The following is a 24384-nucleotide window of genomic DNA, read 5'->3' on the forward strand; positions in this document are numbered from 1 at the left end:
ACCACAGACCCCATACCGGCATCGGCGGCAAATCACCCATCAACCGTGCTCACAACGTCAGTGGGAACAACAACTAGCCCGCTGCGTCCGGCGTCGAACCAATTCGACGGAGATTTTGCGACACGAGGCCGCTTGCGAGCTGTTTCGAACCCGTTTTGGGCAAAATCTCCGTCGAATTCGTCAGGGGTGCGGTTCTGGGCGGGCGGCGGACGGACACCGAGCGAAGGCTTACCCTGAGGTAATGCGATTCGCACGAATGCGCCGAGGCGGCGAGACCCTCGGCGTGAGCCGGCCGCGGCTGTCCCGAGAGGTCTACGTGCTCGGCGTGATCGCGTTCTTCGTGATGGTGGGCTTCGGCGTCGTCGTGCCGGTGCTGCCCGTCTACGTGCGCAGCTTCGGGGTCGGCTACCTGGAAATCGGCGCCGTCGTCTCCGCGTTCGCGCTGATGCGCTTCGTCTCCAGCCCGTTCACCGGGCGCCTGATCGACTGGGCCGGCGAACGCGTGATCCTCGCCTCCGGCATCGGGATCGTCGCCGTTTCCAGCGGGCTGGTCGGCGTGGCCCAGAACTATCCGCAGCTGCTGCTCCTGCGCGGAGCCGGCGGCGTCGGTTCGGCCATGTTCACGGTTGCGGCCATGACTCTCCTGCTCGGCTCCACGGCACCGGGATTCCGGGCCAGGGCCATCGGGTTCTACCAGGGTGGGTTCCTGCTCGGCGGGATGGCCGGCCCCGCGCTCGGCGGACTCCTCGCCACGATCTCGCTCACCGCGCCGTTCTTCTTCTACGCCGCGACGCTCGCCGTTGCCGGCATCCTCGGGCTCGTGCTGCTGCGCCCGGTGCGGGGTGGGGTCGTCGCCGCGGCCGGCCCGGCGCCCGAGCGCATCCCGTTCCGAACGGTGCTGCGGGACACCCGGTTCCGCGCGGCGTGCATCGCCAACTTCTCCACCGGCTGGAACTCGTTCGGCGTGCGCAACGCGCTGATCCCCGTGCTGGTCGTCGAGGTGCTGCGGGGTCCGACCGTCTGGACCGGCATCGCCTTCGCCTTCGCGGCCGTCGCCCAGACGGTGGCACTCGCGCCGGCCGCGCGGTTCGTCGACACTGTGGGCCGTCGCCCGGCCATCATCGGGGCATTCCTGGTTGCCGGGCTCACCATCCTCGCGGTCCCGTTCGCGCCGAACATCATCGTGCTCACGGCGCTGCTTTGCCTCTACGGCGTGGCCTCGGCGTTCATGGGCACCGCCCCGGCCGCATCCGTCGGCGACGCGGCCGGCGCCGGTGGCGGTCGACCCGTGTCGGTCTTCTCGATGTTCTCCGACCTGGGTGCCATCGTCGGCCCGCTCGCGGCCGGCTTTCTTGTCGACAGCGTGTCCTATCCGGTAGCCTTCGGCGTCGGCGCCTTGCTGTTCTTCGCGACCTCTGTCTACGCGCTGCGGATGCCGCGGCAGGCCCACCCGGCGTAGTCCCGCCCCGAGAGGGGTCGAATGCAGCTACGAAACTGTCACCAATAAATAGTGACAGACACTCGACTTCATGTGCGCAACGAGGTATCCTCGTAACATGACGAACCTCGCGGAAGACTTCAGGCAGGCGGCCGACGCCGTCGCGCTGTTGGGTTCCTCGAGCGCCGACCTCGCAGCCCTTCCCGACGCCGAGGCGCTGGCCGGTCAGAAGCGAATCGCATGCGCCCGCCGTCTGCTCGACACCTATGCCGCGTTGATGGCCGCAACCATTGCTGACCGTTCGCGGCCGGAGCTCGGCCATTCGGGGTTGGCCGCGCAGCAGGGGTACTTGTCCCCGGAAGCCCTGATCCAGAACTGGACGGGCTCGTCCAAAGGTGACGCCTACAAACTGGTCGCAGTCGGCACGATGATGGCCGACACCGAGGCGGCCGAGAAGCTGGTCGAGGAGGTGCTCTCGTCGCCCGACACGGATGCCGTCGAGGTCGCCGAATTCGTCGCGAAGGTGCCGTGGCAGGCGCCGATCGCCCGGGCCGTCACCGCCGGCACGCTCTCGGTCGACGCGGCCGAGTCGATCCGCGCCGGCCTCGGCCAGATCGACGCCGCCGTCACCGCCGAGAAGCTCGGAGCGGCGCTGGAGTCCCTGCTGGCCGAGGTGTCAACGTTGAACGCCGACGAGGTCTTCAAACGCGCAAGACGGATGCGTGACCACCTTGACGAGGCCGGCATCGCCGCCCGGGAGAAGCAGGCCCACGACGACCGCTACCTGAAGGTCTACCGGTTCAGCAACGGGAACGTGCGCCTGAACGGCCTCTTCGCCCCCGAAGACGGCGAGTTCGTGCTTTCGACCTTTGACTCCATCACCGGCCCGCGCCGCGGCGGGGTGCGATTCGTCGATAAGGAGCGGGCCGCCTGGGCCGAGAAGATGCAGGACGACCCGCGCAGCAACGCGCAGATCAACGCGGACTCGCTCGTGCAGCTGCTCACGATCGCCGGCGAGGCCGACCCCGGCCGCGTGTTCGGCGGGCGACGCCCCTCGGTGCGCGTGATCGTGACCGAAAAGGCGCTCAAGACGGGGCAGACGGTGCAGGCCGGGCAGACCGGGCCGGATCAGGCGGCCGAACCCGCCGCGCACGGGCAGATCGAGGGCAACCCCGTCCCGATCTCGCAGGACACCATCGACCGGTTGCTCTGCGACACCGGCACCCGTGGCATCAAATTCGACGAAGACGGTCAGATCATCAACGTCGGCCGTGACGAACGACTCTTCACCGAGGCACAGCGCGCCGCGATGGCAGTGCGTGACGGCGGATGCCTTTGGGTCGGCTGCGACCGATCACCGGCCTGGAGCGAGGCCCACCACATCAGTGAGTGGCTCACGGACAATGGGTACACCGACCTCGCCAACGGAGTGCTGCTGTGCCACCCGCACCATTTGCTGCTGCATAATCAGCACTGGAAGATAACCCGCACCAAAACCCAGTACTGGCTGCGTCCACCGGCGGAAGTCGACCCGGAGCAGACGCGTATTGTGTTACAGAGCAAGAGAACAGGGCTGTAGGGCGGGGGTCTGGCCTTTGGTCTCGACAGGCTCGATCAGCGTCGCGGGAACCTCCGGAGGACCGGTCGCCGGGTCTTGACAAGCTCGACCAGCGTCGGGGAACCTTGGGAGGGTTCGTCACCTGGTCTGACAAGCTCGGCCGGCGTCAGGGGAACTTTGGGGCCGGGATCCTCCCGGCTCAACCCGGCTCAACCCGGCTCAACCCGGCTCAACCCGGCTCAACCCGGTTCAACCCGGCTCAACCCGGCTCAACCCGGTTCTGCACGGTCCTGCCCGATGCGGCCGCCAGCGCCAGCGCACCGACTCTCCCCGAGCAGTTCCCGGTGCAGCATCGCGGTTGCCACGTTATCCTTCGGGAACCTCATCTCGGCCACGGCGCCGAGCACGACCAGGGAGACTCCGGTCCTCTCGGCAAGCAGGATGGTGCCCAGCGGGAGGGCGGCGAACTTCGCCAGGAGCAACTGGCAGCGCCCGATCGGGTTAGAGACCAGGAGGTCAATGGTGCCTCGGGCATCGGCGCCTGCCCGGACGTCGGCCACGGCATGCCCAACAGCAACCGGATGGTCGTCGTCTTTCCGGCGCCGTTCGAGCCAAGGCAGCCTGACTGTGCGGCGGCCGTCCTCAGCGCAGTTCTGCGCGGCCCGAGATGACGCCGCTGACCGTGGCCACCAGGGCGAAGATCACGGCGACCAGCGGCAGGCCGAGGTCCCACCAGGCCAGCGCGGCGGCCCCGAAGACGCTGATCTCGACGATGGCCTTGCCGAACGGGTCGAGGCGGAAGACCGCCTTGGGCGAGCGGAACAGCGCCCAGAGCACAATGGCGAAGGCAGGGGCGAGGATGCCCATGAGCACGCCCGGCCACGGCAGCGGCCACGCGGTGAAGCCCCAGATGCCCAGGCTGATGAACGCGAACAATTCGAGCAGGAAGCGCACGATGTCGTTGGGGCTGGTGCTGGTCGTCGCGCTCGTATCGGTCACTCGCCCCATCCTACCGAGAGGCGGGAGGCTACCTGAAGATGATGGTGCGGGCGCCGTCGAGCAGGACCCGGTGCTCGGCGAACCAGGTGACCGCCTGGGTCAGGGTGCGGCTCTCCTCGTCCTGTCCGATGGCGACGAGTTCGGCCGGGCTGCGCGAGTGGTCCACCCGCACGACGTTCTGTTCGATGATCGGACCCTCGTCGAGGTCGCCCGTGACGAAGTGGGCCGTCGCCCCGATCAATTTCACCCCGCGGGCGTGCGCCTGCTTGTAGGGGTTGGCGCCCTTGAACCCGGGCAGGAAGGAGTGGTGGATGTTGATGGCGCGGCCTTCCAGCAGCGTGCAGAGTGCGGGGGAGAGGATCTGCATATACCGGGCGAGCACCACGAGCTCGATGTCGTGCTCGGTGATGGCATCGACGACGCGAGTCTCGAAGGCCGCCTTGCCGGCGGCATCCGTCACCGGACGCGACTCGAACGGCACCCCGTAGAAGCCGACCAGGTCGCGCAGCGTGCCGTGGTTGCTCAGCACCAGCGGAACCTCGATGGGCAGCTGGCCCCCGCGCTGGCGGAAGAGCATGTCGTTGACGCAGTTTCCGGCGGTCGAGGCCAGGATCAGGGTGCGCTTGGGACGCCCGACGACATCGATGACGGATTCCATGGCGTATCTGCGCACGACCGGGGCGAGCTCGTCCTCGAGATCAGCCTGGCTCGCCGCGGATTCCACCTGCAGCCGCATAAAGAACCGGCCGGTGTCGGCGCTGGTGAACTGCTGGCTCTCGGTGATGTTGCCGCGCGCCCGCACGATCGCGCCGCTGACCGCGTGCACGATACCCGGCTGGTCGACGCAGACGAGAGTGATCACCCAATGGTGGCGCGGGTTCGGTGCAAGGGAAGAGGTCATCGGACTAGGTTACCGGCCCCCTGCCGCACACTCGGCCCGTCGGCTAGGCTGGATAGCGGTCGGCGCAGCACGCCGGCCCCGGGCGCGCACGTCGGCGCGCAGTCGATCCGGACCGGCCCGCGGCACACCCGCGCTGCCCCTGTTCCCGTCTGTGAGCCACAGAGCCATGTCATTCACCGCACCTATCAACCTGCCCTCGCTGGAAGCGGCGGAAGCGCCGCACGCGCCGGAGAGCATCGCGGCCGCCGCCCGACCCTTCCCCTGGGTGGGCCTGCTCGCCCTGGCCGCCGCCGTCTTCCTCTCCGTCACCTCCGAGATGCTTCCGACGGGCCTTCTACCCGACATGAGCCGGGCGCTCGGGGTCACCGAGGGACAGGTCGGCCTGCTCGTTTCCTGGTTCGCGTTCACCGTGGTGCTCACGAGCACCTCGCTCGCCCACCTCACCCGCCGCCTGCCGCGGCACGGTCTGATTGTGCTCGTGCTCGTGGTGCTGGCGATCAGCAATGTGCTCACCGCCATCGCCCCCAACTACGCCTTCATGGTCGGCGGGCGCATCATCGGCGGAATGGCCCACGGCCTATTCTGGGCCGTCGTCGGCGCCTACGCCGCGCACCTCGTGCCGCGGGAACAGATCGGCCGCGCCGTGGCCATCACCGTCTCGGGCGGCACGCTCGCCTTCGTGTTCGGGGTGCCCATCGCCACCGCCGCCGGGCACCTGCTCGGCTGGCGGCTGTCGTTCCTGGCCCTCGCCGCCCTCATGCTGATCGGCGCGGTCGTCGTCTGGCGGTTCCTGCCGCCGGTGTCGCACTATGGTGCTCGCGTGACGGATGCCACGGCAAGCGATCCGACCGCGGCCGGCAACGCGGGGGCCGCCGCCGCACATACCGCCACTGCTATCGCTGAACCGCGTCGCGACCCGACCATGCGCTCCGTGATCCTGCTTTCCGTGATCACCGGCCTGACCATGGTCGGGCATTACACGTTCTACACGTACATCGCCCCATTCCTGATCGACGAGATGGGCGTGGACTCCGGCGCGGTCGCCCCGCTCCTGTTCGCCTATGGGATTGCCGGCGCGGTCGGCCTGGTGCTCTCCGGCACGGTCTTCGGCCCCCGGCCGCAGCTCGGGCTCGTCATCGGCATCGCCGTGTCGGCGCTGAGCGTGACCGTGCTGGCCCTCTTCGCGGCGACGCTGCCGGTTGCCATCACCGCCTTCGTGCTCTGGGGTCTGGCCTTCGGCATGCTGCCGCCGCTGCTGCAGACGCGGCTGCTGCGTACGGCCTCGCTCCGCATCCGTGACACCGCCAGCGCCATCTACACGACCGCGTTCAACGCCGGGATCGGCGGTGGCGCCCTTCTCGGCGCCGCGCTTCTCGGCTCGGCCGGAATGCAGGCCGTGCCGCTGGTCTACGTCGGAATCCTGGTGCTGGCCTTCGTGCTGGTGATCGTCAGCGACGTCGTCGTGCGCCGCCGGGCGGCCTGACCGACGGCGTGTCGACCTGAAACGGCTGAGACGACACGATTGAGGGGCGCGGAAGCATCCGCACGCCTCAAGCGTGTCGGTTCACCGGCCGCCGGTGTACGGGACCGCTGCGAGGATCTCGATCTGGATGCTGACGTTGGTCGGCGTCGTGTACGCGACGGTGTCGCCGACGTGGGTTCCGATGATGGCCTGGCCGATCGGTGACGAGGGGGAGTACACGTCTACCTTCACCTCAGGGTCGAGGGAGACAAGTTCACGCTCGCCGAGGAGGAACACGGTCGCCCGGGTGTCGCCGGAGAGCATCGCGGTGATCCTCATCCCGGGCTCGACCAGGCCGTCGTCCGGTTTGACCGAGGCCTCGGCCTGGCGGAGGGTCGTGCGCAGCTCCCGGATTCGCTCGGACGTGGCCGCGTTCGGGGTGGGGTCGCTGCCCAGCACAGCGAGTTCCTCGATCAGGAGGGCGAGCGAGCGGGGTGGCAGCCACACCGATTCGGTGGTCATAGAGTTCTCCGTAAATCGCGAGGCAATCTGCCGCGCAGTGATCAATCGGCCATGCTAGCCGCCCCGGCTCCACGCATGGGGGAATCGGCGATCGGTGGCGTGGCGGCTACTCCTCGCGGTCGGTGTCCTTCCGGTCGGCGCCCCGCAGCTGGTCCGACAGCGGGCGGCTGGGGAGGATCGGCACCTGGCCGGTGAACCCCTCGCGGGCGCTCGCGATCTCGAGAATGCGGCCGCGGCAGGCGTACCAGCCCACGATCAGCAGCGGGATGATGATCACGAGCGAGCTGATCGTGAGCGTGCCGACCGGCCAGTCGAAGGCCATCAGCACGAGCACGGCGACGAGGAAGACCAGGCTGGCGTACCCCGTATACGGTGCTCCGAACATCCGGAACGCCGGTCGCTGCAGGATGCCGAGCTTCGACCAGGCGTGCAGGCGCAGCTGGCAGAGCACGATCATGCCCCAGGCGCTGATGATGCCGATGGCGGCCATGTTCAGCACGATCTCGAAGGCCTTGTCGGGCACGACGGCGTTCAGGGCGACGCCCAGCAGGGTGACCACGCCGGTGAGCAGGATGCCGCCGAACGGCACACCCGTGCGGCTCACCTTGCCGGCGAAGCGCGGCGCCGATCCCGCCAGCGCCATCGACCGCAGGATGCGCCCGGTCGAGTACAGGCCCGCGTTGAGCGAGGACAGGGCCGCGGTGAGCACAACCAGGTTCATGATCACGTCGACGCCGCCGACGCCGATGGTGCCGAAGAACGTGACGAACGGGCTCTCGCCGGCCTTGTACGCGGTGTAGGGCAGCAGCAGGGAGAGCAGCAGGATCGAGCCCACGTAGAAGACGGCGATGCGAATGATGACGGTGTTGATCGCCTTCGGCATCACCTTCTCCGGGTTCTGGGTCTCCCCGGCGGTCGTGCCGACCAGCTCGATCGAGGCGTAGGCGAAGATGACGCCCTGCACCACGAGAACGGATGCGATCAGCCCGTTCGGCAGCCAGCCCCCGTTGTCCCCGATCAGGCTGAAGCCCGTCTCCTGGCCGGGGATCGGCGTGCCGAAGATGACCATCCAGGTGCCGACCAGCAGGAAGGCCACGATGGCGAGCACCTTGATCAGCGCGAACCAGAACTCGAGTTCGCCGAACACGCTCACTGACAGAAGGTTCAGGGAGAGCACGACGGCGAGGGCGGCGAGCGCGTACAGCCACTGCGGCACATCACCGAAGGGTGCCCAGTACTTCGCGAAGAAGTTCATGTACAGCGCCACGGCCGTGACGTCGACGATGGCGGTCATCACCCAGTTCAGCCAGTACAGCCAACCGGTGACGAACGCCGTCTTCTCGCCGAAGAACTCGCGGGCGTAGGAAACGAACGAGCCCGACGAGGGGCGGTGCAGCACGAGTTCGCCGAGCGCGCGCAGGATCAGGAACGCAAAGAAACCGCAGATCGCGTACACGAAGACGAGGGAGGGCCCGGCGATGGCCAGGCGTCCGCCTGCCCCGAGGAACAGGCCGGTGCCAATGGCCCCGCCGATGGCGATCATCTGCACCTGGCGGGCCTTGAGGCCCTTGTGCAGCCCCTCATCCTCGTGCACATTGAGGGCGTCCGAGATGTGCTCGAACGGCGTCTCCACGCCACGACCGTGGTATTCGGGGTGGTCAGGTTTAAGGGGGAGTTGTGGCTTCCGGCTTGCTCGCGTCATGGGGCTCTTCCGATAGATCCGGTTTTGGCCAACCCTAGCCGCCCCCGCACGGGGCCGGCGTCCACGGCCTCCGGTAGACTGAATTCGACATTCTGACTTCACGAGAGCCGGGAGGCCGCATGGCGACAATCCTCCTGACTTTTGCTGCCCTGTCCGCGCTCACCCCGATCCTCACGCGGTGGCTCTCGCTGCGTGTTTTCTACGTCATCGCATTGCTCCCCGCGGCCGTCTTCGGCTATACCCTCACCCAGACCCGGGCCGTGTCGACCGGCGGAGCGATCACCGAGAGCGTCCCGTGGATTCCCGCGTTGGGTATCTCGCTCTCGTTCCGCGTCGACACCCTCGCCTGCCTGCTCGCCCTCGTCGTGACCGGGGTCGGCGCCCTCGTGCTGGTCTACTGCGCCCGCTACTTCAGCGCCGACGAGCCGGCGCTCGGGCGCTTCGCCGCGGTCCTGCTGGCGTTCGCCGGCGCGATGTACGGCCTGGTGACATCCGACGACATCGTCGTCATGTTCATCTTCTGGGAGATCACGAGCGTGCTCTCCTACATTTTGATCGGGCATTACACGTTCAAACGGGCGAGCCGCGGCGCCGCCCTGCAGGCGTTGCTGGTGACCACCTTCGGCGGGTTGGTCATGCTGGTCGGGGTCGTCATCCTCGCGGTGGAGGCCGGAACCACGTCGCTCGCAGCGATCGTCGCCGACCCCGTCACCGGCCCGGCTACCACCTGGTCGGTGCTGCTCATCCTGGTCGGCGCGCTGTCTAAGTCCGCGCTCGTGCCCTTCCACTTTTGGCTGCCGGCCGCGATGGCGGCGCCCACCCCGGTGAGCGCCTACCTGCACGCGGCCGCGATGGTCAAGGCCGGCATCTACCTGGTGGCGCGCCTCGCCCCCGGCTACGCCGACACTCCGGGCTGGATGCCGGTGCTCGTCACCCTCGGCGTCGTCACCATGCTGGTCGGCGCGTGGCGTTCGCTGCGCCAGTACGACCTCAAGCTGGTGCTCGCCTACGGCACGGTCAGCCAGCTCGGGTTCCTGATGGTCGTCGTCGGCTTCGGCACCCGGGATTCCGCGCTCGCCGGGGTGGCACTGCTCCTCGCCCACGCCCTCTACAAGTCGGCGCTGTTCCTGACCGTCGGCATCATCGACCACCGGGCCGGCACCCGCGACTGGCGACAGCTCTCCGGCGTGGGGCGCAACGCGCCCGTGTTGGCCGTGATCGCCCTGCTATCGGTCGCATCTATGGCCGGTATCCCGCCGCTGCTCGGCTTCGTCGCCAAGGAGTCCGTGTTCACGGCATTCCTCGAGGCAGGCCTGGCCGGCGACGGATGGGGCTGGGTGGCCCTGGTCGGCACCGTGGTCGGCTCCGTGCTGACGGTCGCCTACAGCACCCGCTTCTTCTGGGGTGCCTTCGGCACCCGGGTCAGCCTCGCAGACACCGCCCTGCACCCCGCCCGCTGGGACTTCCAGCTGGCGCCGGGACTGCTCGCCGTGGCCACCCTCCTGCTCGGCCCCCTCGTCTTCCTGCTCGACCCGGTGCTGGCCTCCTACGCCGACACCGTTCCCGGCGGCGGCGACTACCACCTCGCACTCTGGCACGGCTTCGAACCGGCGCTCGCCCTGAGTGCCGTTGTTCTCCTGCTCGGTGCCGTGCTGTTCTGGAAGCGGCCGGGCGTGGCCCGGCTGCAGGGCACGGTGCCGGCCTACATCGACGCCGGTCAGGGCTACGGCTCCACCGTGCGCGGCATCGACCGGGCCGCGGCGCGCATCACCCACTTCGCCCAGCAGGGCGGGTTGCCGCAGTACCTGTCCACCATCCTCGTCGTCTTCGTGCTGGCCCTGGGCTTCGCGGCCTTCGTCAACCGCAGCTGGCCCGAGGAGGTCGTGCTCTGGGACTACCCGGGCCAGGTCGTGATCGCCCTCATCATGGGCGTCGCGGCGGTGATGGCGGCTCGCGTCGGTGAGCGCATCACTGCCGTGCTGCTGGCCGGCGTCACGGGCTACGGCCTCGTCGCGTTCTTCGCCTTCCACGGCGCTCCCGACCTGGCCCTGACGCAGGCCCTGGTCGAGACGATGACCATCGTCGTCTTCGTGCTGGTGCTGCGCCGGCTGCCGCAGAAGATCGCCCAGCACAACCGGCCGATGCACCGGCGGCGGCGCGTGCTGATCGGCGTGCTGGTGGGCGCCGTGATGGGCACCATCGGCGTGATCGCGCTCGGTGCACGGGAGGCCCCAAGCATCGCGGCGGAGCTTCCGCGCCTCGCGGTCGAGGAGGGGCACGGACGCAACATCGTGAACGTGATGCTCGTGGACATCCGTGCCTGGGACACGATGGGTGAGATCTCCGTGCTGATCATGGTGGCCACCGGCGTCGCCAGCCTCCTCTTCGTCTCGGGCCGCAACGCGGTCGTGCCCCGGCTGCGCGATTCCCGCAAACGCCGGTCGCTGCCGCACCGTCGCAAGGTCGTCGCCGACCCGGCCGCGTCCTCCGAGGGGCATGCGGTCACTCGCCAGTCCTGGCTCCTGGCCGGCCGTACGGTTGCCGAGAAGGACCGGTCGATCATGCTCGAGGTGCTCGTGCGGCTGCTGTTCTACCCGGCCATGATCGTCTCCGTCTACCTGCTCATCGCCGGCCACAACGCTCCCGGCGGCGGCTTCGCCGGTGGCCTGATCGCCGGGCTGGCGCTCGTCTCCCGCTACCTCGCGGGAGGCCGCTACGAGCTGGGCGAGGCGGTACCCGTCGATCCCGGCAAGATCCTCGGGCTCGGCATCGTGCTGGCGGTCGGGATGGCCGTGGTCTCGCTCTTCTTCAGCGGCATCCCGCTGGAATCCGCCTACTTCGAAACCACGGTACCCGTGCTCGGCCCCCTCTCTTTCGGCACCTCCACCATCTTCGACATCGGCGTGTACCTGGTCGTGGTCGGTCTCGTGTTGGACATCCTGCGCAGCCTCGGCAGCGAGGTCGATCGACAGCAGGAAGCCGGCGAGACCGAGCCGCACCCGCAATCCGAGCAGGGCGCGGTGGTAGCCGGATGAGCGCCTCCCTCACCCTCGTGATCGTGATGGCGGTCCTGTACGCCGCCGGCGTCTACGTGATGCTGGAGCGCAGTCTCACCCGGGTGCTGATCGGATTCCTGCTGGTGGGCAACGCCACGAACCTGCTGATCTTCATCATGAGCGGCCGCCCCGGCAACGCGCCCATCGTCACCGGCACGGCCGCCGACGCTGCGATGGTCGACCCGGTGCCCCAGGTGCTCATGCTCACCGCCATCGTGATCAACTTCGGCATCACGGCGCTCATCCTCGCACTGATCTACCGGTCCTGGTGGCTGGCCCGGCTGGGCGACGAGGGTGACACGGTCACCGACGAGCATGCGGCCGAGACCATGGCAAGCACGGAGAAATCCTTCCGCTCGGTCACCGAGGACGAGGCAGCCAGCCAGGAAGACCTCGACGCGAGCGAGCGCGAGAGCGAGTTCGGTGCTCCTGCCAACGCGCCGGGCAAGGGGATGAAGCTATGAATCTCCTCGTTCCTCTGGTCGTCACGATCCCGCTGCTCGGAAGCGCTCTGACCCTCGCCCTCGGCCGCCGTCGCCCCCAGCAGATCGTGGTCAGCGTGATCGCCCTGACGCTGGTGGCGATCATCGGCGCGGTCCTGCTGGTGCAGGTCGATCAGACCGGCCCCGCCGTCGTGCACGTGGGCGGCTGGGATGCGCCGTGGGGCATCGTGCTCGTCGTCGACCGGCTCTCGGCGATCATGCTTCTGGTCTCCGCGCTGATGCTGCTCGGCGTGCTCCTGTTCGCCGTGGGGCAGGGCATCGTGGACGGAGACCGGGAAACCCCGGTTTCGATCTTCCATCCCACCTATCTCGTGCTGGCGGCCGGGCTGTTCAACGCGTTCATCGCGGGGGACCTGTTCAACCTCTACGTTGGTTTCGAGATGCTGCTCTCGGCCAGTTACGTGCTGTTGACGCTCGGCGGAACGGGTGCGCGCATCCGTGTCGGTGTCACCTACATCGTGGTGAGCCTGGTCTCCTCCATCCTGTTCCTCAGCTCGATCGCCCTGATCTATGGGGCCACGGGCACCGTCACCATGGCGTTGATCGCCGAGCGGGTGGCGGACCTCCCGCCGGACGTGCAGCTGATCCTCAACCTGCTGCTCCTGCTGGCCTTCTGCGTGAAGGCCGCCGTGTTTCCGCTGTCGTTCTGGTTGCCCGACTCCTATCCCACGGCCCCGGCACCGGTCACGGCGGTGTTCGCGGGGCTGCTCACGAAGGTCGGCATCTACGCGATCATCCGCACCCAGACCCTGCTCTTCCCCGAGAGCCCGCTGTCGGTGCCGCTGATGGTGGTGGCGTTGCTGACCCTGATCGTGGGCATCCTCGGGGCGCTCGCGCAGGCGGACATCAAGCGGCTGCTGTCGTTCACGCTGGTGAGCCACATCGGCTACATGATCTTCGGCATCGCGATGGGCACGCCGCTGGCGATCGCGGCCACCATCTTCTACGTCGTGCACCACATCACGGTGCAGACGACCCTCTTCCTCTGCGCGGGGCTGATCGAGCGGGTGGGCGGCACCACCTCGCTGGCCCGGCTCGGCGGACTGTTGACGGCGGCGCCGTTCGTGGCCTTCCTGTTCTTCGTTGGGGCGCTCAACCTCGGCGGCATCCCGCCGTTCTCGGGCTTCCTCGGCAAGATCGCCCTCTTCCAGGCCGGCGCGGACATCGCCGAACCGGTGACCTACATCCTGATGGGCGCCGGCGCCGCCACCTCGCTGCTCACGCTCTACGCCCTGGCCCGCGTCTGGAACATCGCGTTCTGGCGGGGGGCCGGCGAGGTCGAGGACTACGAGTCGCCGATGCTCGATGCGCTCCTGGTCGACCCGGACGACGAGGGCACGGTCACGACGCGCACCATCTCGCCGCTGATGACCGGCGCGACGACGGCGCTGCTGCTGCTGACCGTCTCACTCACCGTGTTCGCCGGGCCGGTGTTCGCGTTCACCACCCGCGCGGCGGCCAACATCGAGAACCCGGCCACGTACATCGACGCCGTCTTCCCGAACGGCACGCCATGAGCACCCCGAAGCAGCGCCTCGCCGCCATCGCCAACCAGGCGCCCCTGTTCCTGGGTCTCGTGCTGCTGTGGATGCTGCTCTGGGGCTCGTTCTCCTGGCTCAACCTGCTCACCGGCACGCTGCTGGCCACCCTCGTCTCCGTGGGCTTCTACCTGCCGGCCGTGGAGCTGGGTTTGCGCCTGAACCCGTGGTACACCGTGCTCTACCTGATCCGGCTCGGGTTCGACATCGTCCGGGGCTCGCTGCAGGTGGCCGTCCTCGCGCTCTCCCCGCGCTACACACCCAGCAACGCGATCGTGGCCGTGCACCTGCGCACCCGCAGCGACTTCATCCTGACGCTGACCGGGGTGTCGACGTCCATCGTTCCCGGGGCGATCGTGGTCGATGTGGACCGGGTGCAGTCCACCCTCTATCTGCACGTGCTGAACGTGGCGCATCCGGAACAGGTGGAGCGGTTCCGGAACGGCGTGCTGGCCGAGGAGCGCCGGATCGTGATGGCCCTCGGGTCCCGGGAAGACGTGGAACGGCTCCACCGGGTGAGCGGCGAGGACCGGAGTGAAAAAGACCAGCGCGCACGCGACCAGCATGCGAATGAGAAACTGAAGCGGGGAGGAACCGCCTGATGCATATCGTTGCCGTCATTGCCGGGGTGCTGTTCGGGGCCGGTGCCCTGTGCGCCCTCTATCGAATCGTGCGGGGACCGACCGTGCTGGACCGGGTTATCGCCTCGGATGTCCTGGTCGCGACCGTGATCTGCGCCATGGGTGCGGAGATGGCATTCAACCGGCACACCGACACGCTGCCGGTGCTGCTGGTCCTCGCCCTCTTCGCGGTGCTCGGCTCGCTGAGCGTCGCCCGCTTCCTGCCCGTGCGGGACACCGAATGAGCGATGAACTGCGCGACGTGATCTCGGCTGTCCTGGTGCTCGCCGGGGCCGTGATGTGCCTCGCGGCCGGAATCGGCGTCATCCGTTTCCCCGACGTACTATCGCGGCTGCACGCCGCCACCAAACCGCAGATCTTCGGCTTCATGGCGATCACGGCCGACGTCGCCCTAAACAACTTTACCGTGGGCACCGTCACCCTCGTCATGGCCATCGTCGTGTTCCAGGCGTTGACCGCCCCGGTCGCAGCGCACATGGTGGGCCGGGCCGCCTATGACACCCACCATGTGCGCGTCGACGTGCTCATAATCGATGAGCTCGGCACCCGGCCCGACTGATAAGATCGACCCTGTCGCGACTGGCGTAGCACGAAAGATGGGTCACCATCGGGGAGCGACTGACACGGTTAGTGACCGCACGCCTGGGCCACGACGATTGATCATCACGTCGTTAAACAAGAAGTCTGAGGAGACCCCGTGCCCGAATCCGTGCCATCCACCGTTCTGCGGTCCACATTCAACGAGCCCCTTGAGGTCGTCGACCCCGAGATCGCCGCCGTTCTCGAGCAGGAGCTCGGACGCCAGCGCGACTACCTCGAGATGATCGCCAGCGAGAACTTCGTGCCGCGCGCTGTGCTGCAGTCGCAGGGCTCCGTGCTCACCAACAAGTACGCCGAGGGCTACCCGGGACGCCGCTACTACGGCGGCTGCGAATACGTGGACGTCGCCGAACAGCTCGCCATCGACCGGGCCAAGTCCCTCTTCGGCGCCGCCTACGCCAACGTGCAGCCGCACTCCGGCGCCACCGCGAACGCCGCCGTGCTCTCGGCCATCGCGACGCCCGGCGACACCATCCTCGGTCTGGAACTTGCCCACGGCGGCCATCTCACCCACGGCATGAAGCTCAACTTCTCTGGCAAGCTCTACAATCCCGTCGCCTACGGCGTCGACCCGACCACCTTCCTGGTCGACATGGACGTCGTGCGCGAGACGGCACTCGAGACCAAGCCCAAGGTCATCATCGCCGGCTGGTCCGCCTACCCGCGCCACCTCGACTTCGAGGCCTTTCGCAGCATCGCCGACGAGGTCGGCGCCCTGCTCTGGGTCGACATGGCCCACTTCGCCGGACTCGTCGCCGCCGGCCTGCACCCGTCGCCGGTTCCCTACGCGGATGTCGTGTCCACCACCGTGCACAAGACCCTCGCCGGTCCCCGCTCCGGTCTCATCCTCTCGCGCGACATGGTGCTGGCGAAGAAGCTCAACTCCAACGTGTTCCCCGGCCAGCAGGGCGGCCCGCTGATGCACGTGATCGCCGCCAAGGCGACCGCGTTCAAGCTCGCGGCCGAGCCCGAGTTCAAGGAACGTCAGGAGCGCACCCTGCGCGGTGCCAGCATCCTCGCCGACCGTCTGATGGCGGATGACTCGCGCGCCGGCGGCGTCGACGTGCTCACCGGCGGCACCGACGTGCACCTCGTGCTCGCGGACCTCCGCAACTCGCCGATCAACGGCCAGCAGGCCGAGGACGCCCTGCACGCGGTCGGCATCACGGTCAACCGCAACTCGGTGCCGTTCGACCCGCGCCCGCCGATGGTCACCAGCGGCCTGCGCATCGGAACCCCTGCCCTGGCCACCCGTGGCTTCGGCGACGAGGAGTTCACGGTCGTCGCCGACGTCATCGCCGAGGCGCTCAAGCCCGACGCCGACATCGAGGGCCTCCGCGCCCGCGTCAAGGTGCTCACCGAGGCCTTCCCGCTGTACCCCGGTCTGCAGCAGTAACGTCCGCCGCGCACCCGGCCGCCCTCGACCCGGGTGTCATCGCCGCAGGCTCCGCACCCTGGCGTACGGCCTGCGAACGAATTCGACGGAGATTTTGCTGCGAAAGCCCGCTGGAAGCATCCGTCACCGGCGTGTTGCCCAAAATCTCCGTCGGATTCGCACGTGCCTCCGGCACCTGCGCACCTGCGCACCGGAGCACCTCTAAACGTCAGAACGACCGACTGAATGGATCCACAATGACGGCAATAACCCTCGACGGAGTCACGACCGCCTCCGTGGTCAAGACCGAGCTCATCGACCGGATCGCGGAGCTCCGCGCGCACGGGATCGTGCCCGGGCTCGGCACGCTCCTGGTCGGCGATGACCCGGGCTCGCGCTCGTATGTCGCGGGCAAGCACCGCGACTGCGCCGAGGTCGGCATTGAATCGATCCGGGTCGACCTGCCCGCGTCGGCGACCAGCGCCGATGTGCGCGCCGCAATCGCCGACCTGAACTCCGCCCGCGAGGTGACCGGCTACATTATTCAGCTGCCGCTGCCGGTCGGCCACAACGACAACGCCATGCTCGAACTGATCGACCCGTCGAAGGATGCCGACGGCCTGCACCCGACGAACCTCGGCCGATTGGTGCTCGGCATCGAGGGCGAGCTGGACTCGCCGCTGCCCTGCACCCCGGCCGGCATCGTCGAGCTACTGCGCCGCTACGACGTGCCGATCGTCGGCCAGCGCGTCGTCGTCGTCGGGCGCGGCCTCACCGTCGGGCGCCCGCTCGGACTGCTGTTCACCCGCAAGGGTCTGGATGCCACCGTCACCCTGACGCACTCCCGCACGGTCGACCTGCCCGGCGAGGTGCGGCGCGCCGACATCGTCGTGGCCGCCGTCGGCGTGCCGCACCTGATCCAGGCGGACTGGGTGAAGCCCGGCGCCGCCGTGCTCGACGTGGGCATCACCCGGGTGACCGACCCGATCACCGGCAAGGGCACCCTGACCGGTGACGTGCACCCGGATGTCGCGAACGTCGCCGGCTTCCTGTCCCCGAATCCGCGCGGCGTCGGCCCGATGACCCGCGCCATGCTGCTGTGCAACGTGGTGAAGGCAGCCGAGCTGTCGCTCAGCAGGTAGCCGGGCGCCACGGGCGGTCGCCTCGTGACGGTCGCCTCTCGGGGCTCGCGCAGGTGGCCGTGCGGGCGAGGCTCGGTGGTGCCGCCGTCGCGGCGCACGCTGTGGAAGCCGGCGCACGGTATTCCCTGCGCCGTGAGTCGTAGCCCGCGCCGCGAGCGTGAGGCAGGCCGGCTCAGCGCTGCGGCAGCGCCGTCACCGAGGCGTGCAGGGCGCAGTGGCGCAGATACTCCGCTGCGTTGTGGCCGAGGCCGGCCACCTCCTCATCCGTCAGGGGCCGCCGCACCTTGGCGGGAACGCCGGCGACCAGCGACCTGGGCGGGATGACGGTGCCCTCGAGCACGACAGCTCCGGCGGCGACGAGGGACCCGGAACCGACGACGGCGCCGTTCAGCACCGTCGCCATCATGCCGATCAGCGAGCCGTCCTCGACCGTGCAGCCGTGCAGCACGGCCCCGTGCCCGACGGATACATTCCGGCCGACGATCAGCGGGAATCCGTGGTCCACGTGGCAGGAGACATTGTCCTGCAGGTTGGAGCCGGGGCCGATCCGGATGGGTTCCGCCTCGGCGCGCAGCACGGCGTTGTACCAGACGCTGGCGTGTTCGGCCAGTGTGACGTTGCCGACGACCACGGCGCCCGGGGCGACGTAGGCGGTCTCGGCCACGACCGGTCCGGGTCGGTCGGGCAGGGTGATGATGCGGGCGGCGCTGTCGGCAGTCATACGCGTCAGCCTATCGGGCTGCCTCGTGCGCAGGCTCTAGGATTTCGGCATGGTCAATTCCGCGCATCCATCCGTCGACCGGGTTCGGGAGGCTCTCCGCGCCCACGGCCTGGACCCGGAAATTCGCTGGTTCGACGATGCGGCCACAACCGCGGCCGCCGCCGCGGAGGCGCTCGGCATCTCGCGTGGCGCCATCGCGAATTCGCTCGTCTTCACCCTCGATGGTGAGCCGCTGCTCGTGCTCACCTCGGGGGCTCACCGGGTCGATGCGGCGTGGCTGGGGGACAGACTGGGCGGCACGATCGGACGCGCCTCGAAGGATGTCGTCAGGCAGGCCACCGGTCAGGTGATCGGCGGGGTCGCGCCGCTGGGACATCCGTCGCCACTGCGCACCCTGGTCGACGTCGCCCTCGCCGAATTCCCGGTCGTCTGGGCGGCTGCGGGCCACGCGCACACCGTGTTCCCGACCACGTTCGACGAACTCGTGCGGATCACCGGCGGCGAGCCCACCGCAGTCGCGCCCTAGATCCCGACGGCCTCATCTCCGCCACTCGCGCACCGCCGGGCCGGGAGAATGGCTCCCTCGCCGGTGGGCAAAGTCACAGTTCGGCGGCGTACGGCGACGGATGCCCGGCACGTCCCGGGCGTGACCGGCACTGAACATAGACTCGGCAGAGTTGCACCTCTGATCACTTCGATGGCGAAAAATTCACAAAGGATGCTCAAATGCGCGCTCGACATGCTCTTCCGGCCCTGGCCGCCGTGGCCGCCCTCCTGCTTACCGCCTGCGTGGACAACTCCACTCCGACGACTGGCGTCACGGAGGGATCCGCGGCCGAGGTGGTGACCACCGACGAGGAGGCCGCCGCGCTCCTCCCGGAAACGACCGCGACCCCGGGCAAGCTCGTCTTCGGCACCAGCCCGAATTACGCGCCGAACGAGTTCAAAAACGACGCCGGCGAACCGATCGGCTGGGCGATCGACCTGAGTGATGCGATCGCCGCCAAGCTCGGGCTCGAGGCCCAGTACACGGTGGCCAAATTCGAGAACATCATCCCGAATGTCGTCGGCGGCAAGATCGACGTCGGCATGTCGTCCTTCACCGACACGGCGGAGCGTGAAAAGCAGGTCGATTTCGTGAACTACTACCTCGCAGGCATCCAGTGGGCCTCGCCCGCGGGCACGACCGTCGACCCCGACGATGCGTGCGGCCTCAAGGTCGCCGTGCAGTCCACGACCTACCAGGACACCGTCGAGATCCCGGCGAAGAGTGACGCCTGCGTCGCCGCCGGCAAACCGCCGATCCAGAAGGTCCCCCTCGACACGCAGGATGCCGCGGCGAATGCCGTCGCGCTGGGCCAGGCCGACGCCTTCAGCGCCGACTCCCCGGTCACCCTCTACGGGATCGCACAGTTGACGGGCAAGCTGCAGACCGCGGGAGAGACGTTTGAGGCGGCACCATACGGTATGGCCGTGCAGAAGGATTCCGGGATGGCCGAGGCCGTGCAGGCCGCGCTGCAGTCGCTGGTCGACGACGGCACCTACGAGGCGATTCTGGACGACTGGGGGGTCGTCGACGGCGGCCTCGACACGATCACACTCAACGCCGGCGCGAGGGGCTAGGCACGTCGCCGCCGCTGCGCGCCGCCTCGACCCCGGGCACCGATTTCGGCCGTCGCGTGCGTGGCTAACTCAGGAGATCCCCGCCGAACCTCGTTCGCACCCGCACAGGTCTGGGGATGCGCACGGGGGGCGGCACGACTTCTCCTGAATTAGCCACGTGGGGCGAGTTCCCGCTGCGTTACTGCTCCCGCGCCGCCCCGTCCGCCGCGCGCACCACGAACAGGTCCGGGACCGCGAAGCCCCGGGCTGCGAACGCGGCCGTGACCGCCGCCGTGACCGCGGGGATCAGGGCGCGCGGGGTAAGGGCGATGGCGGCGCCGCCGAAGCCGCCGCCGGTCATCCGGGCGCCGATCGCTCCGGTGCCGCGCGCGGTCTCCACGGCGAGGTCGAGTTCGGGCACGGAAATCTCGAAGTCGTCCCGCATTGACAGGTGCGAGGCGTCCAGGAGGGCGCCGATCGCGGTCGGTCCCTGCTCGCGCAGGGTGCGCACGGTGTCCTGCACGCGCTGGTTCTCGGTGACCACGTGCCGCACCCGGCGGAACGTCTCGTCGTCGAGCACGTCGGCGGCCCGGCCGAGGTCGTCCACGGTGAGGTCGCGCAGGGAGGGGACCCCCAGCATCCGTGCACCCAGTTCGCAGGATGCCCGGCGCGAGGCATACCCGCCGGTCGAGTGCGCGTGGCTCACCCGCGTGTCGATGACCAGCAGGTCGAGGCCGGCCCCGTCGAAGCCGAGCGGGATCACCTCGGCCTCAAGGGTGCGGCAGTCCAGGAAGACGGCGGAGTCGGCCTCGCCCAGCAGGGACGCGGACTGGTCCATGATGCCGGTGGGAGCCCCGACGGCCCGGTTCTCGGCCAGCTGGCCCACCCGGGCGAGCATGCGCCGGTCGAGTCCGAGCTGCCAGAGGTCGTTCAGGGCCACGGCAACCGCACTCTCGATCGCGGCGGAGGACGACAGTCCGGCCCCGATCGGCACGTCAGAGTCGATGAACACGTTAAATCCGGGCAGGGTGGCCAGGTCGGCGCCGAACTGGCCGAGGGCCCATGCCACGCCGAGCGGGTACGCCGACCAGCCGGCTAGGTTCTCCGGAGTCAGGTCGTCGAGGGAGAGCTCCACGGTTTCCGCGGCGAACGAGCTCGCCACCCGCAGCTGGCGGTCGCCGCGCAAGCCGAGCCCGACGAGCGTGCGCCGGTTGATCGCGAAGGGAAACACGAACCCGTCGTTGTAGTCGGTGTGCTCGCCGATCAGGTTGACGCGGCCGGGGGCCGACCAGAGTCCGGCCGGGGCCGCGTCGAAGCGGCTCGTGAAGCCATCCGTCACGGTCTGGATGAGATCGGTCATGCGTGGGCCTGCCCTTCGAGTGTGGTGCTGATAGCGGGAACGGATGCCGCGGCGCCGGCCGCCGCTTCGGTCGCGTCCGTCCCGGCGGAGCGTTCGACCGCGCGGCGAATGTTGTCGGCCGCCTGCTCGGGCGTGACGTCTCCGATCCATGCGCCCATGGCGGCCTCCGACCCGGCCAGGAACTTCAGCTTGTCTGCGGCTCGGCGCGGACTCGTCACCTGCAGCATCAGCCGGATCTCGTCGCGGCGCACCGAGACCGGGGCCTGGTGCCAGGCCGCGATGTACGGCGTCGGGGTGTCGTAGAGGGCGTCGATGCCGCGCAACAGCCGCCGGAAGAGCACGGCGAGCTCATCACGCTCAGCCAGGCTGGTCGCCGCGAAGTCGGGCACGTGCCGGTGCGGCAGCATGTGCACCTCGATGGGCCAGCGCGCGGCGAACGGCACGAAGGCGGTCCAGTGCTCGCCGGTCAGAATGACCCGGCCCCCAGCCTGCTCGCTGGCGAGGATGTCCGCGAACAGGTTTGGTCCGTACTGGTCGAGGGAGGCGATCACGCGCTGGGTGCGCGGCGTGACGTAGGGGTAGGAGTAGATCTGGCCATGCGGGTGGTGCAGCGTGACGCCGATCGCCTCGCCGCGGTTTTCAAACGGGAAGACCTGTTCCACGCCGGGTAGCTGTGACAGGGCGTACGTGCGCTCGGCCCAGGCCTCGATCACCGTGCGGGCGCGCACGACCGACAGGCTCGCGAACGAGCCCTCGTTCTCGGGGCTGAAGCAGACGACCTCGCAGCGGCCGACCGAGGTGCGGACGCGGTTCAGTCCGATGGTGTTCAGGTCGTCGAGCCCGGCGGGGGCGTCGGCGTCGGTGAGGAGGGGCCCGAACGAGGGCGACTTGTTCTCGAACACGGCCACGTCGTAGTTGCTGGGCACCTCTGACGGGTTCCCCGGCGTCGACGGGGCGAGCGGGTCCAGGTGCGCGGGCGGCAGGAACACGCGGTTCTGGCGGGCGGCGGCGATCGAGACCCATTCGCCACTGAGCGGGTCCTGGCGCATCCGGGCGGTGGCCGGGCGCGGGTCGAGTTCGCGCAGGTCGGCCGCCCGATCCGGCGGCAGGCTGGACTGCGGGTCATCGAAGTAGATAAGGTCCCGACCATCGGCGAGGGTGTGGCGGTGACGGATGATGCCGGTGTCGGCTACAAAGTCTGTGTTCATGGCGAAAGCAACGTTATCTGATTTGCACATGTGAAACCAGATCTTTCAGGTTGAAAACCAAAGTAAACTAAGTGAAGATTAGGCATGGCTTCTCGCGAATCGACCGAATCGACCGAATCGACCGAATCGACCGAATCGACCGAATCGACCGAATCGACCGCCACGGCCGACCTCATCGACGTGAGCGACGGGCCCGGCGACCGCGACACGCTCCCGGCCCACCAGCGGCGAGAACAGATCCAGCGCCTCGTCGGGGAGCGCGGTTTCGTACGAGTGCGCGAGTTGCGCGAGGCGTTCGGAGTGTCCGGCGTCACGGCGCGGGCCGACCTCGACGTGCTTGAGTCTGCCGGGACGGTGCAGCGCGTGCACGGCGGGGCGGTTCCGGCCGCGCCACCCAGCGGCCGCCCGCTGCGGGAGTTCTCCTTCGAGGAGGCCCTCGCGTCATCCGTGCTGCCCAAGCAGCAGATCGGCGTGCTCGCCGCGGCCCTCGTCACGAGCGGGCAGAGCATCCTCCTCGACGTCGGCACGACCACCCTCTCTGTCGCCCACGCGCTGCTGGCCCGCACCGATCTGACCGACGTCGTCATCATCACGAACGGGCTCAGCATCGCCCTCGCCCTCGAGCCGGCCATCCCGCGGTTCACCGTGATCGTCACGGGCGGTTCGCTCCGCCCGCTGCAGCACTCCCTGGTCGAGCCACTCGCACGGACGGTGCTCAGCCAGGTTCACGTCGATTTGGCTTTCATCGGCTGCAACGGCGTCGATGCCGGCTATGGGGTCACGAACATCAACCTCCCCGAGGCTGGGGTCAAAACGCTCATGCTGGCCGCCGCGACCCGGGCGGTCGTCGTGGCCGACGCCTCCAAGCTCGGCCAGGTGCACCTCGGGCAGGTCGGCCCGCTGCGCGCGTTCGACACCCTGGTGACGGATGCCGCGGCCGACGAGGTCATGCTGGCGCCCCTCCGCGAGGCCGGTCTGACCGTTCTGCAGCCGGAGTAGGTTGACACTATGCGCGCTGCAACGGGTTTCCAGTATGAATTGAGGGTAGCCACGCCGAGTGGGCCTGCGTTGGCGATCGTCACCGAGGTGGCCGCCGGCCTCCGGCTGTATTCCGTGGACGGCATAGACCTCGTCGAGCCGTTCGCGCCCGAGGCCACCCCGCCGTGGGGCGCCGGCATCGTGCTGATGCCGTGGCCCAACCGCATCCGGGACGGCCTTTGGCGGCACCAGGGCGTCGTGCAGCGCCTGCCGCTCACCGAGCCGGAACAGCAAAACGCCATCCACGGCCTGCTTCGGTATTCGTCCTATCGCATGCTCGACCGCAGCCCGAGTTCGGTCACTCTGGCCGCCACGGTCTTCCCGCAGGCCGGATACCCGTTCCTGCTCGACACGACCGTGCGGTATGCGCTCAACGACAACGGTCTTGCGGTCACCCACACGGTGCGAAACGTGGGCCGGGACGCGGCCCCGGTAGCGCTCGGCGCGCATCCGTACCCGAAGATCGGCGGCGTTCCCACCGAGGACCTCGTGCTCACGATCGCGGCGCGCACCCATATCGACGTCGACGACCGGCAGAACCCCGTCGGGGAATCTTCCGTCGTCGGCACCCGGTTCGACCTGCGCACGGGGTGCCGGGTGGGTGACGTCGATCTCGACGACGGCTTCGGCGGGGTGGGGCCTGAGGCTCCCGAGGTGCGGTCCGACGTGACCGGCGAGGAGTCCGGCACCCCCAGCGTGGCCTCGTTGACCGCGCCTGACGGCCGCAGCGTCACGATCTGGGGCGACCGGAACATCCGCAACGTTCAGGTCTTCACGCCGCGCAACTTCCCCTTCCCGGGGCCGGGCGGCCCGTTCCTGGGCCTGGCGGTGGCGATCGAGCCGATGACGGCCCCTGCGAATGCCTTTAATTCGGGCGCGGGGCTGCGCTGGGTCGAACCGGGGGAGTCCTGGTCTGTGCGCTGGGGCATCCGCCACCAGGGATTTCGCCTCTGATCCGGCATCACCGCGCCCATCACGGTCCGCCGGGCAGAGAGACGGGGTGTCCGCCTCGCGGCGG

Annotated in this window: 23 protein-coding genes and 1 riboswitch; of the genes, 15 read left to right on the forward strand and 8 right to left on the reverse strand. The window is 68.8% G+C overall.

Features of this window, described 5'->3' with window-relative positions; all coding sequences use genetic code 11:
• Window positions 1-241: 241 nt before the first annotated feature.
• Together CXY81_RS02320 and CXY81_RS02325 are read left to right on the forward strand one after the other, a co-directional pair.
• Window positions 242-1459 (forward strand): MFS transporter, encoded by a 1218-nt coding sequence (locus CXY81_RS02320; protein WP_233193931.1) that lies wholly within the window; start codon window positions 242-244, stop codon window positions 1457-1459.
• Window positions 1460-1556: 97 nt separating this feature from the next.
• Window positions 1557-3017, forward strand: coding sequence for a DUF222 domain-containing protein (locus tag CXY81_RS02325; protein WP_158251981.1), 1461 nt, complete (start codon window positions 1557-1559; stop codon window positions 3015-3017).
• Between the two features lie 248 nt (window positions 3018-3265).
• Here the strand turns inward: CXY81_RS02325 and CXY81_RS16555 are convergent, their stop codons facing one another.
• The 3 genes from CXY81_RS16555 to CXY81_RS02340 all read right to left on the reverse strand — a co-directional run bounded on the left by CXY81_RS16555 (window position 3266) and on the right by CXY81_RS02340 (window position 4896).
• Window positions 3266-3556 (reverse strand): hypothetical protein, encoded by a 291-nt coding sequence (locus tag CXY81_RS16555; RefSeq protein ID WP_104193844.1) that lies wholly within the window; start codon window positions 3554-3556, stop codon window positions 3266-3268.
• Window positions 3557-3638: 82 nt separating this feature from the next.
• The gene (locus CXY81_RS02335; RefSeq protein ID WP_233193932.1) at window positions 3639-3995 is read right to left on the reverse strand and encodes a YrdB family protein; all 357 of its coding nucleotides are present in this window, start codon (window positions 3993-3995) and stop codon (window positions 3639-3641) included.
• 28 nt (window positions 3996-4023) lie between these two features.
• Window positions 4024-4896, reverse strand: coding sequence for a formyltetrahydrofolate deformylase (locus tag CXY81_RS02340; protein ID WP_104171818.1), 873 nt, complete (start codon window positions 4894-4896; stop codon window positions 4024-4026).
• Window positions 4897-5062: 166 nt separating this feature from the next.
• On the opposite strand from CXY81_RS02340, the gene CXY81_RS02345 reads away from it, so the two are divergent.
• Entirely contained in the window at window positions 5063-6379 is a 1317-nt protein-coding gene (locus CXY81_RS02345) for an MFS transporter (RefSeq protein WP_104193846.1), read from the forward strand.
• A gap of 81 nt (window positions 6380-6460) precedes the next feature.
• Here CXY81_RS02345 and CXY81_RS02350 read toward each other — a convergent pair whose 3' ends face one another.
• Window positions 6461-6880: a GreA/GreB family elongation factor gene (locus tag CXY81_RS02350; RefSeq protein ID WP_104100180.1), complete on the reverse strand. Its 420-nt coding sequence runs from the start codon at window positions 6878-6880 to the stop codon at window positions 6461-6463.
• A gap of 106 nt (window positions 6881-6986) precedes the next feature.
• Window positions 6987-8582, reverse strand: coding sequence for an amino acid permease (locus CXY81_RS02355; RefSeq protein ID WP_104193847.1), 1596 nt, complete (start codon window positions 8580-8582; stop codon window positions 6987-6989).
• Between the two features lie 119 nt (window positions 8583-8701).
• Between CXY81_RS02355 and CXY81_RS02360 the strand changes: the two genes are divergently transcribed.
• The 8 genes from CXY81_RS02360 to CXY81_RS02395 all read left to right on the forward strand — a co-directional run bounded on the left by CXY81_RS02360 (window position 8702) and on the right by CXY81_RS02395 (window position 17437).
• Window positions 8702-11617 (forward strand): Na+/H+ antiporter subunit A, encoded by a 2916-nt coding sequence (locus CXY81_RS02360; RefSeq protein WP_104193848.1) that lies wholly within the window; start codon window positions 8702-8704, stop codon window positions 11615-11617.
• A complete protein-coding gene (locus CXY81_RS02365) occupies window positions 11614-12102 on the forward strand; it encodes a sodium:proton antiporter (RefSeq protein ID WP_104193849.1) in 489 nt (162 codons plus the stop codon). The genes CXY81_RS02360 and CXY81_RS02365 overlap by 4 nt, the downstream gene beginning before the upstream one ends.
• Window positions 12099-13658: a Na+/H+ antiporter subunit D gene (locus CXY81_RS02370; protein WP_104193850.1), complete on the forward strand. Its 1560-nt coding sequence runs from the start codon at window positions 12099-12101 to the stop codon at window positions 13656-13658. The genes CXY81_RS02365 and CXY81_RS02370 overlap by 4 nt, the downstream gene beginning before the upstream one ends.
• Window positions 13655-14281, forward strand: a complete 627-nt coding sequence (locus CXY81_RS02375; RefSeq protein ID WP_104193851.1) for a Na+/H+ antiporter subunit E — start codon at window positions 13655-13657, stop codon at window positions 14279-14281. Before CXY81_RS02370 ends, CXY81_RS02375 begins: the two co-directional genes overlap by 4 nt.
• Window positions 14281-14544 carry a monovalent cation/H+ antiporter complex subunit F gene (locus CXY81_RS02380; protein WP_104100174.1) on the forward strand — a complete coding sequence of 88 codons (264 nt, stop codon included), beginning with the start codon at window positions 14281-14283 and terminating at the stop codon, window positions 14542-14544. Before CXY81_RS02375 ends, CXY81_RS02380 begins: the two co-directional genes overlap by 1 nt.
• Window positions 14541-14879 carry a monovalent cation/H(+) antiporter subunit G gene (gene mnhG, locus CXY81_RS02385; RefSeq protein ID WP_104171824.1) on the forward strand — a complete coding sequence of 113 codons (339 nt, stop codon included), beginning with the start codon at window positions 14541-14543 and terminating at the stop codon, window positions 14877-14879. The genes CXY81_RS02380 and mnhG overlap by 4 nt, the downstream gene beginning before the upstream one ends.
• 6 nt (window positions 14880-14885) lie before the next feature.
• Window positions 14886-14975, forward strand: a riboswitch (ZMP/ZTP riboswitch).
• A gap of 42 nt (window positions 14976-15017) precedes the next feature.
• Window positions 15018-16316: a serine hydroxymethyltransferase gene (glyA, locus tag CXY81_RS02390; RefSeq protein ID WP_104171825.1), complete on the forward strand. Its 1299-nt coding sequence runs from the start codon at window positions 15018-15020 to the stop codon at window positions 16314-16316.
• A gap of 236 nt (window positions 16317-16552) precedes the next feature.
• Window positions 16553-17437 (forward strand): bifunctional methylenetetrahydrofolate dehydrogenase/methenyltetrahydrofolate cyclohydrolase, encoded by an 885-nt coding sequence (locus CXY81_RS02395; protein ID WP_104171826.1) that lies wholly within the window; start codon window positions 16553-16555, stop codon window positions 17435-17437.
• A gap of 172 nt (window positions 17438-17609) precedes the next feature.
• Here CXY81_RS02395 and CXY81_RS02400 read toward each other — a convergent pair whose 3' ends face one another.
• The gene (locus tag CXY81_RS02400; protein ID WP_104100170.1) at window positions 17610-18158 is read right to left on the reverse strand and encodes a gamma carbonic anhydrase family protein; all 549 of its coding nucleotides are present in this window, start codon (window positions 18156-18158) and stop codon (window positions 17610-17612) included.
• A gap of 49 nt (window positions 18159-18207) precedes the next feature.
• Between CXY81_RS02400 and CXY81_RS02405 the strand changes: the two genes are divergently transcribed.
• Window positions 18208-18684 carry a YbaK/EbsC family protein gene (locus tag CXY81_RS02405; protein ID WP_104171828.1) on the forward strand — a complete coding sequence of 159 codons (477 nt, stop codon included), beginning with the start codon at window positions 18208-18210 and terminating at the stop codon, window positions 18682-18684.
• Between the two features lie 200 nt (window positions 18685-18884).
• Entirely contained in the window at window positions 18885-19781 is an 897-nt protein-coding gene (locus CXY81_RS02410; RefSeq protein ID WP_104171829.1) for an ABC transporter substrate-binding protein, read from the forward strand.
• Between the two features lie 178 nt (window positions 19782-19959).
• Here CXY81_RS02410 and galK read toward each other — a convergent pair whose 3' ends face one another.
• Both galK and galT read right to left on the reverse strand, forming a co-directional pair.
• On the reverse strand, window positions 19960-21120 hold the full coding sequence (galK, locus tag CXY81_RS02415; RefSeq protein WP_104193852.1) for a galactokinase: 1161 nt from the start codon (window positions 21118-21120) through the stop codon (window positions 19960-19962).
• On the reverse strand, window positions 21117-22328 hold the full coding sequence (galT, locus tag CXY81_RS02420) for a galactose-1-phosphate uridylyltransferase (protein ID WP_104193865.1): 1212 nt from the start codon (window positions 22326-22328) through the stop codon (window positions 21117-21119). The genes galK and galT overlap by 4 nt, the downstream gene beginning before the upstream one ends.
• A gap of 84 nt (window positions 22329-22412) precedes the next feature.
• Between galT and CXY81_RS02425 the strand changes: the two genes are divergently transcribed.
• Window positions 22413-23327, forward strand: coding sequence for a DeoR/GlpR family DNA-binding transcription regulator (locus CXY81_RS02425; RefSeq protein ID WP_104193853.1), 915 nt, complete (start codon window positions 22413-22415; stop codon window positions 23325-23327).
• 9 nt (window positions 23328-23336) lie between these two features.
• Window positions 23337-24320 carry an aldose 1-epimerase family protein gene (locus CXY81_RS02430; RefSeq protein ID WP_104171833.1) on the forward strand — a complete coding sequence of 328 codons (984 nt, stop codon included), beginning with the start codon at window positions 23337-23339 and terminating at the stop codon, window positions 24318-24320.
• Window positions 24321-24384 lie beyond the last annotated feature (64 nt).

It is taken from the genome of Cryobacterium sp. M25 (assembly GCF_002929635.1).
Lineage (GTDB): Bacteria > Actinomycetota > Actinomycetes > Actinomycetales > Microbacteriaceae > Cryobacterium > Cryobacterium sandaracinum.

Bases quoted from the DNA above. Each gene is read 5' to 3' on its own strand.
- CXY81_RS02350 (WP_104100180.1), bottom strand. From the start codon at position 6,880: ATGACCACCGAATCGGTGTGGCTGCCACCCCGCTCGCTCGCCCTCCTG.
- CXY81_RS02425 (WP_104193853.1), top strand. From the start codon at position 22,413: ATGGCTTCTCGCGAATCGACCGAATCGACCGAATCGACCGAATCGACC.
- CXY81_RS02395 (WP_104171826.1), top strand. From the start codon at position 16,553: ATGACGGCAATAACCCTCGACGGAGTCACGACCGCCTCCGTGGTCAAG.
- galT (WP_104193865.1), bottom strand. From the start codon at position 22,328: ATGAACACAGACTTTGTAGCCGACACCGGCATCATCCGTCACCGCCAC.
- mnhG (WP_104171824.1), top strand. From the start codon at position 14,541: ATGAGCGATGAACTGCGCGACGTGATCTCGGCTGTCCTGGTGCTCGCC.
- galK (WP_104193852.1), bottom strand. From the start codon at position 21,120: ATGACCGATCTCATCCAGACCGTGACGGATGGCTTCACGAGCCGCTTC.
- CXY81_RS02370 (WP_104193850.1), top strand. From the start codon at position 12,099: ATGAATCTCCTCGTTCCTCTGGTCGTCACGATCCCGCTGCTCGGAAGC.
- CXY81_RS02380 (WP_104100174.1), top strand. From the start codon at position 14,281: ATGCATATCGTTGCCGTCATTGCCGGGGTGCTGTTCGGGGCCGGTGCC.
- CXY81_RS02375 (WP_104193851.1), top strand. From the start codon at position 13,655: ATGAGCACCCCGAAGCAGCGCCTCGCCGCCATCGCCAACCAGGCGCCC.
- CXY81_RS02340 (WP_104171818.1), bottom strand. From the start codon at position 4,896: ATGACCTCTTCCCTTGCACCGAACCCGCGCCACCATTGGGTGATCACT.
- CXY81_RS02400 (WP_104100170.1), bottom strand. From the start codon at position 18,158: ATGACTGCCGACAGCGCCGCCCGCATCATCACCCTGCCCGACCGACCC.
- CXY81_RS02325 (WP_158251981.1), top strand. From the start codon at position 1,557: ATGACGAACCTCGCGGAAGACTTCAGGCAGGCGGCCGACGCCGTCGCG.
- CXY81_RS02405 (WP_104171828.1), top strand. From the start codon at position 18,208: ATGGTCAATTCCGCGCATCCATCCGTCGACCGGGTTCGGGAGGCTCTC.
- CXY81_RS02410 (WP_104171829.1), top strand. From the start codon at position 18,885: ATGCGCGCTCGACATGCTCTTCCGGCCCTGGCCGCCGTGGCCGCCCTC.
- CXY81_RS02345 (WP_104193846.1), top strand. From the start codon at position 5,063: ATGTCATTCACCGCACCTATCAACCTGCCCTCGCTGGAAGCGGCGGAA.
- CXY81_RS02365 (WP_104193849.1), top strand. From the start codon at position 11,614: ATGAGCGCCTCCCTCACCCTCGTGATCGTGATGGCGGTCCTGTACGCC.
- CXY81_RS02430 (WP_104171833.1), top strand. From the start codon at position 23,337: ATGCGCGCTGCAACGGGTTTCCAGTATGAATTGAGGGTAGCCACGCCG.
- CXY81_RS02320 (WP_233193931.1), top strand. From the start codon at position 242: ATGCGATTCGCACGAATGCGCCGAGGCGGCGAGACCCTCGGCGTGAGC.
- CXY81_RS02355 (WP_104193847.1), bottom strand. From the start codon at position 8,582: ATGACGCGAGCAAGCCGGAAGCCACAACTCCCCCTTAAACCTGACCAC.
- CXY81_RS02360 (WP_104193848.1), top strand. From the start codon at position 8,702: ATGGCGACAATCCTCCTGACTTTTGCTGCCCTGTCCGCGCTCACCCCG.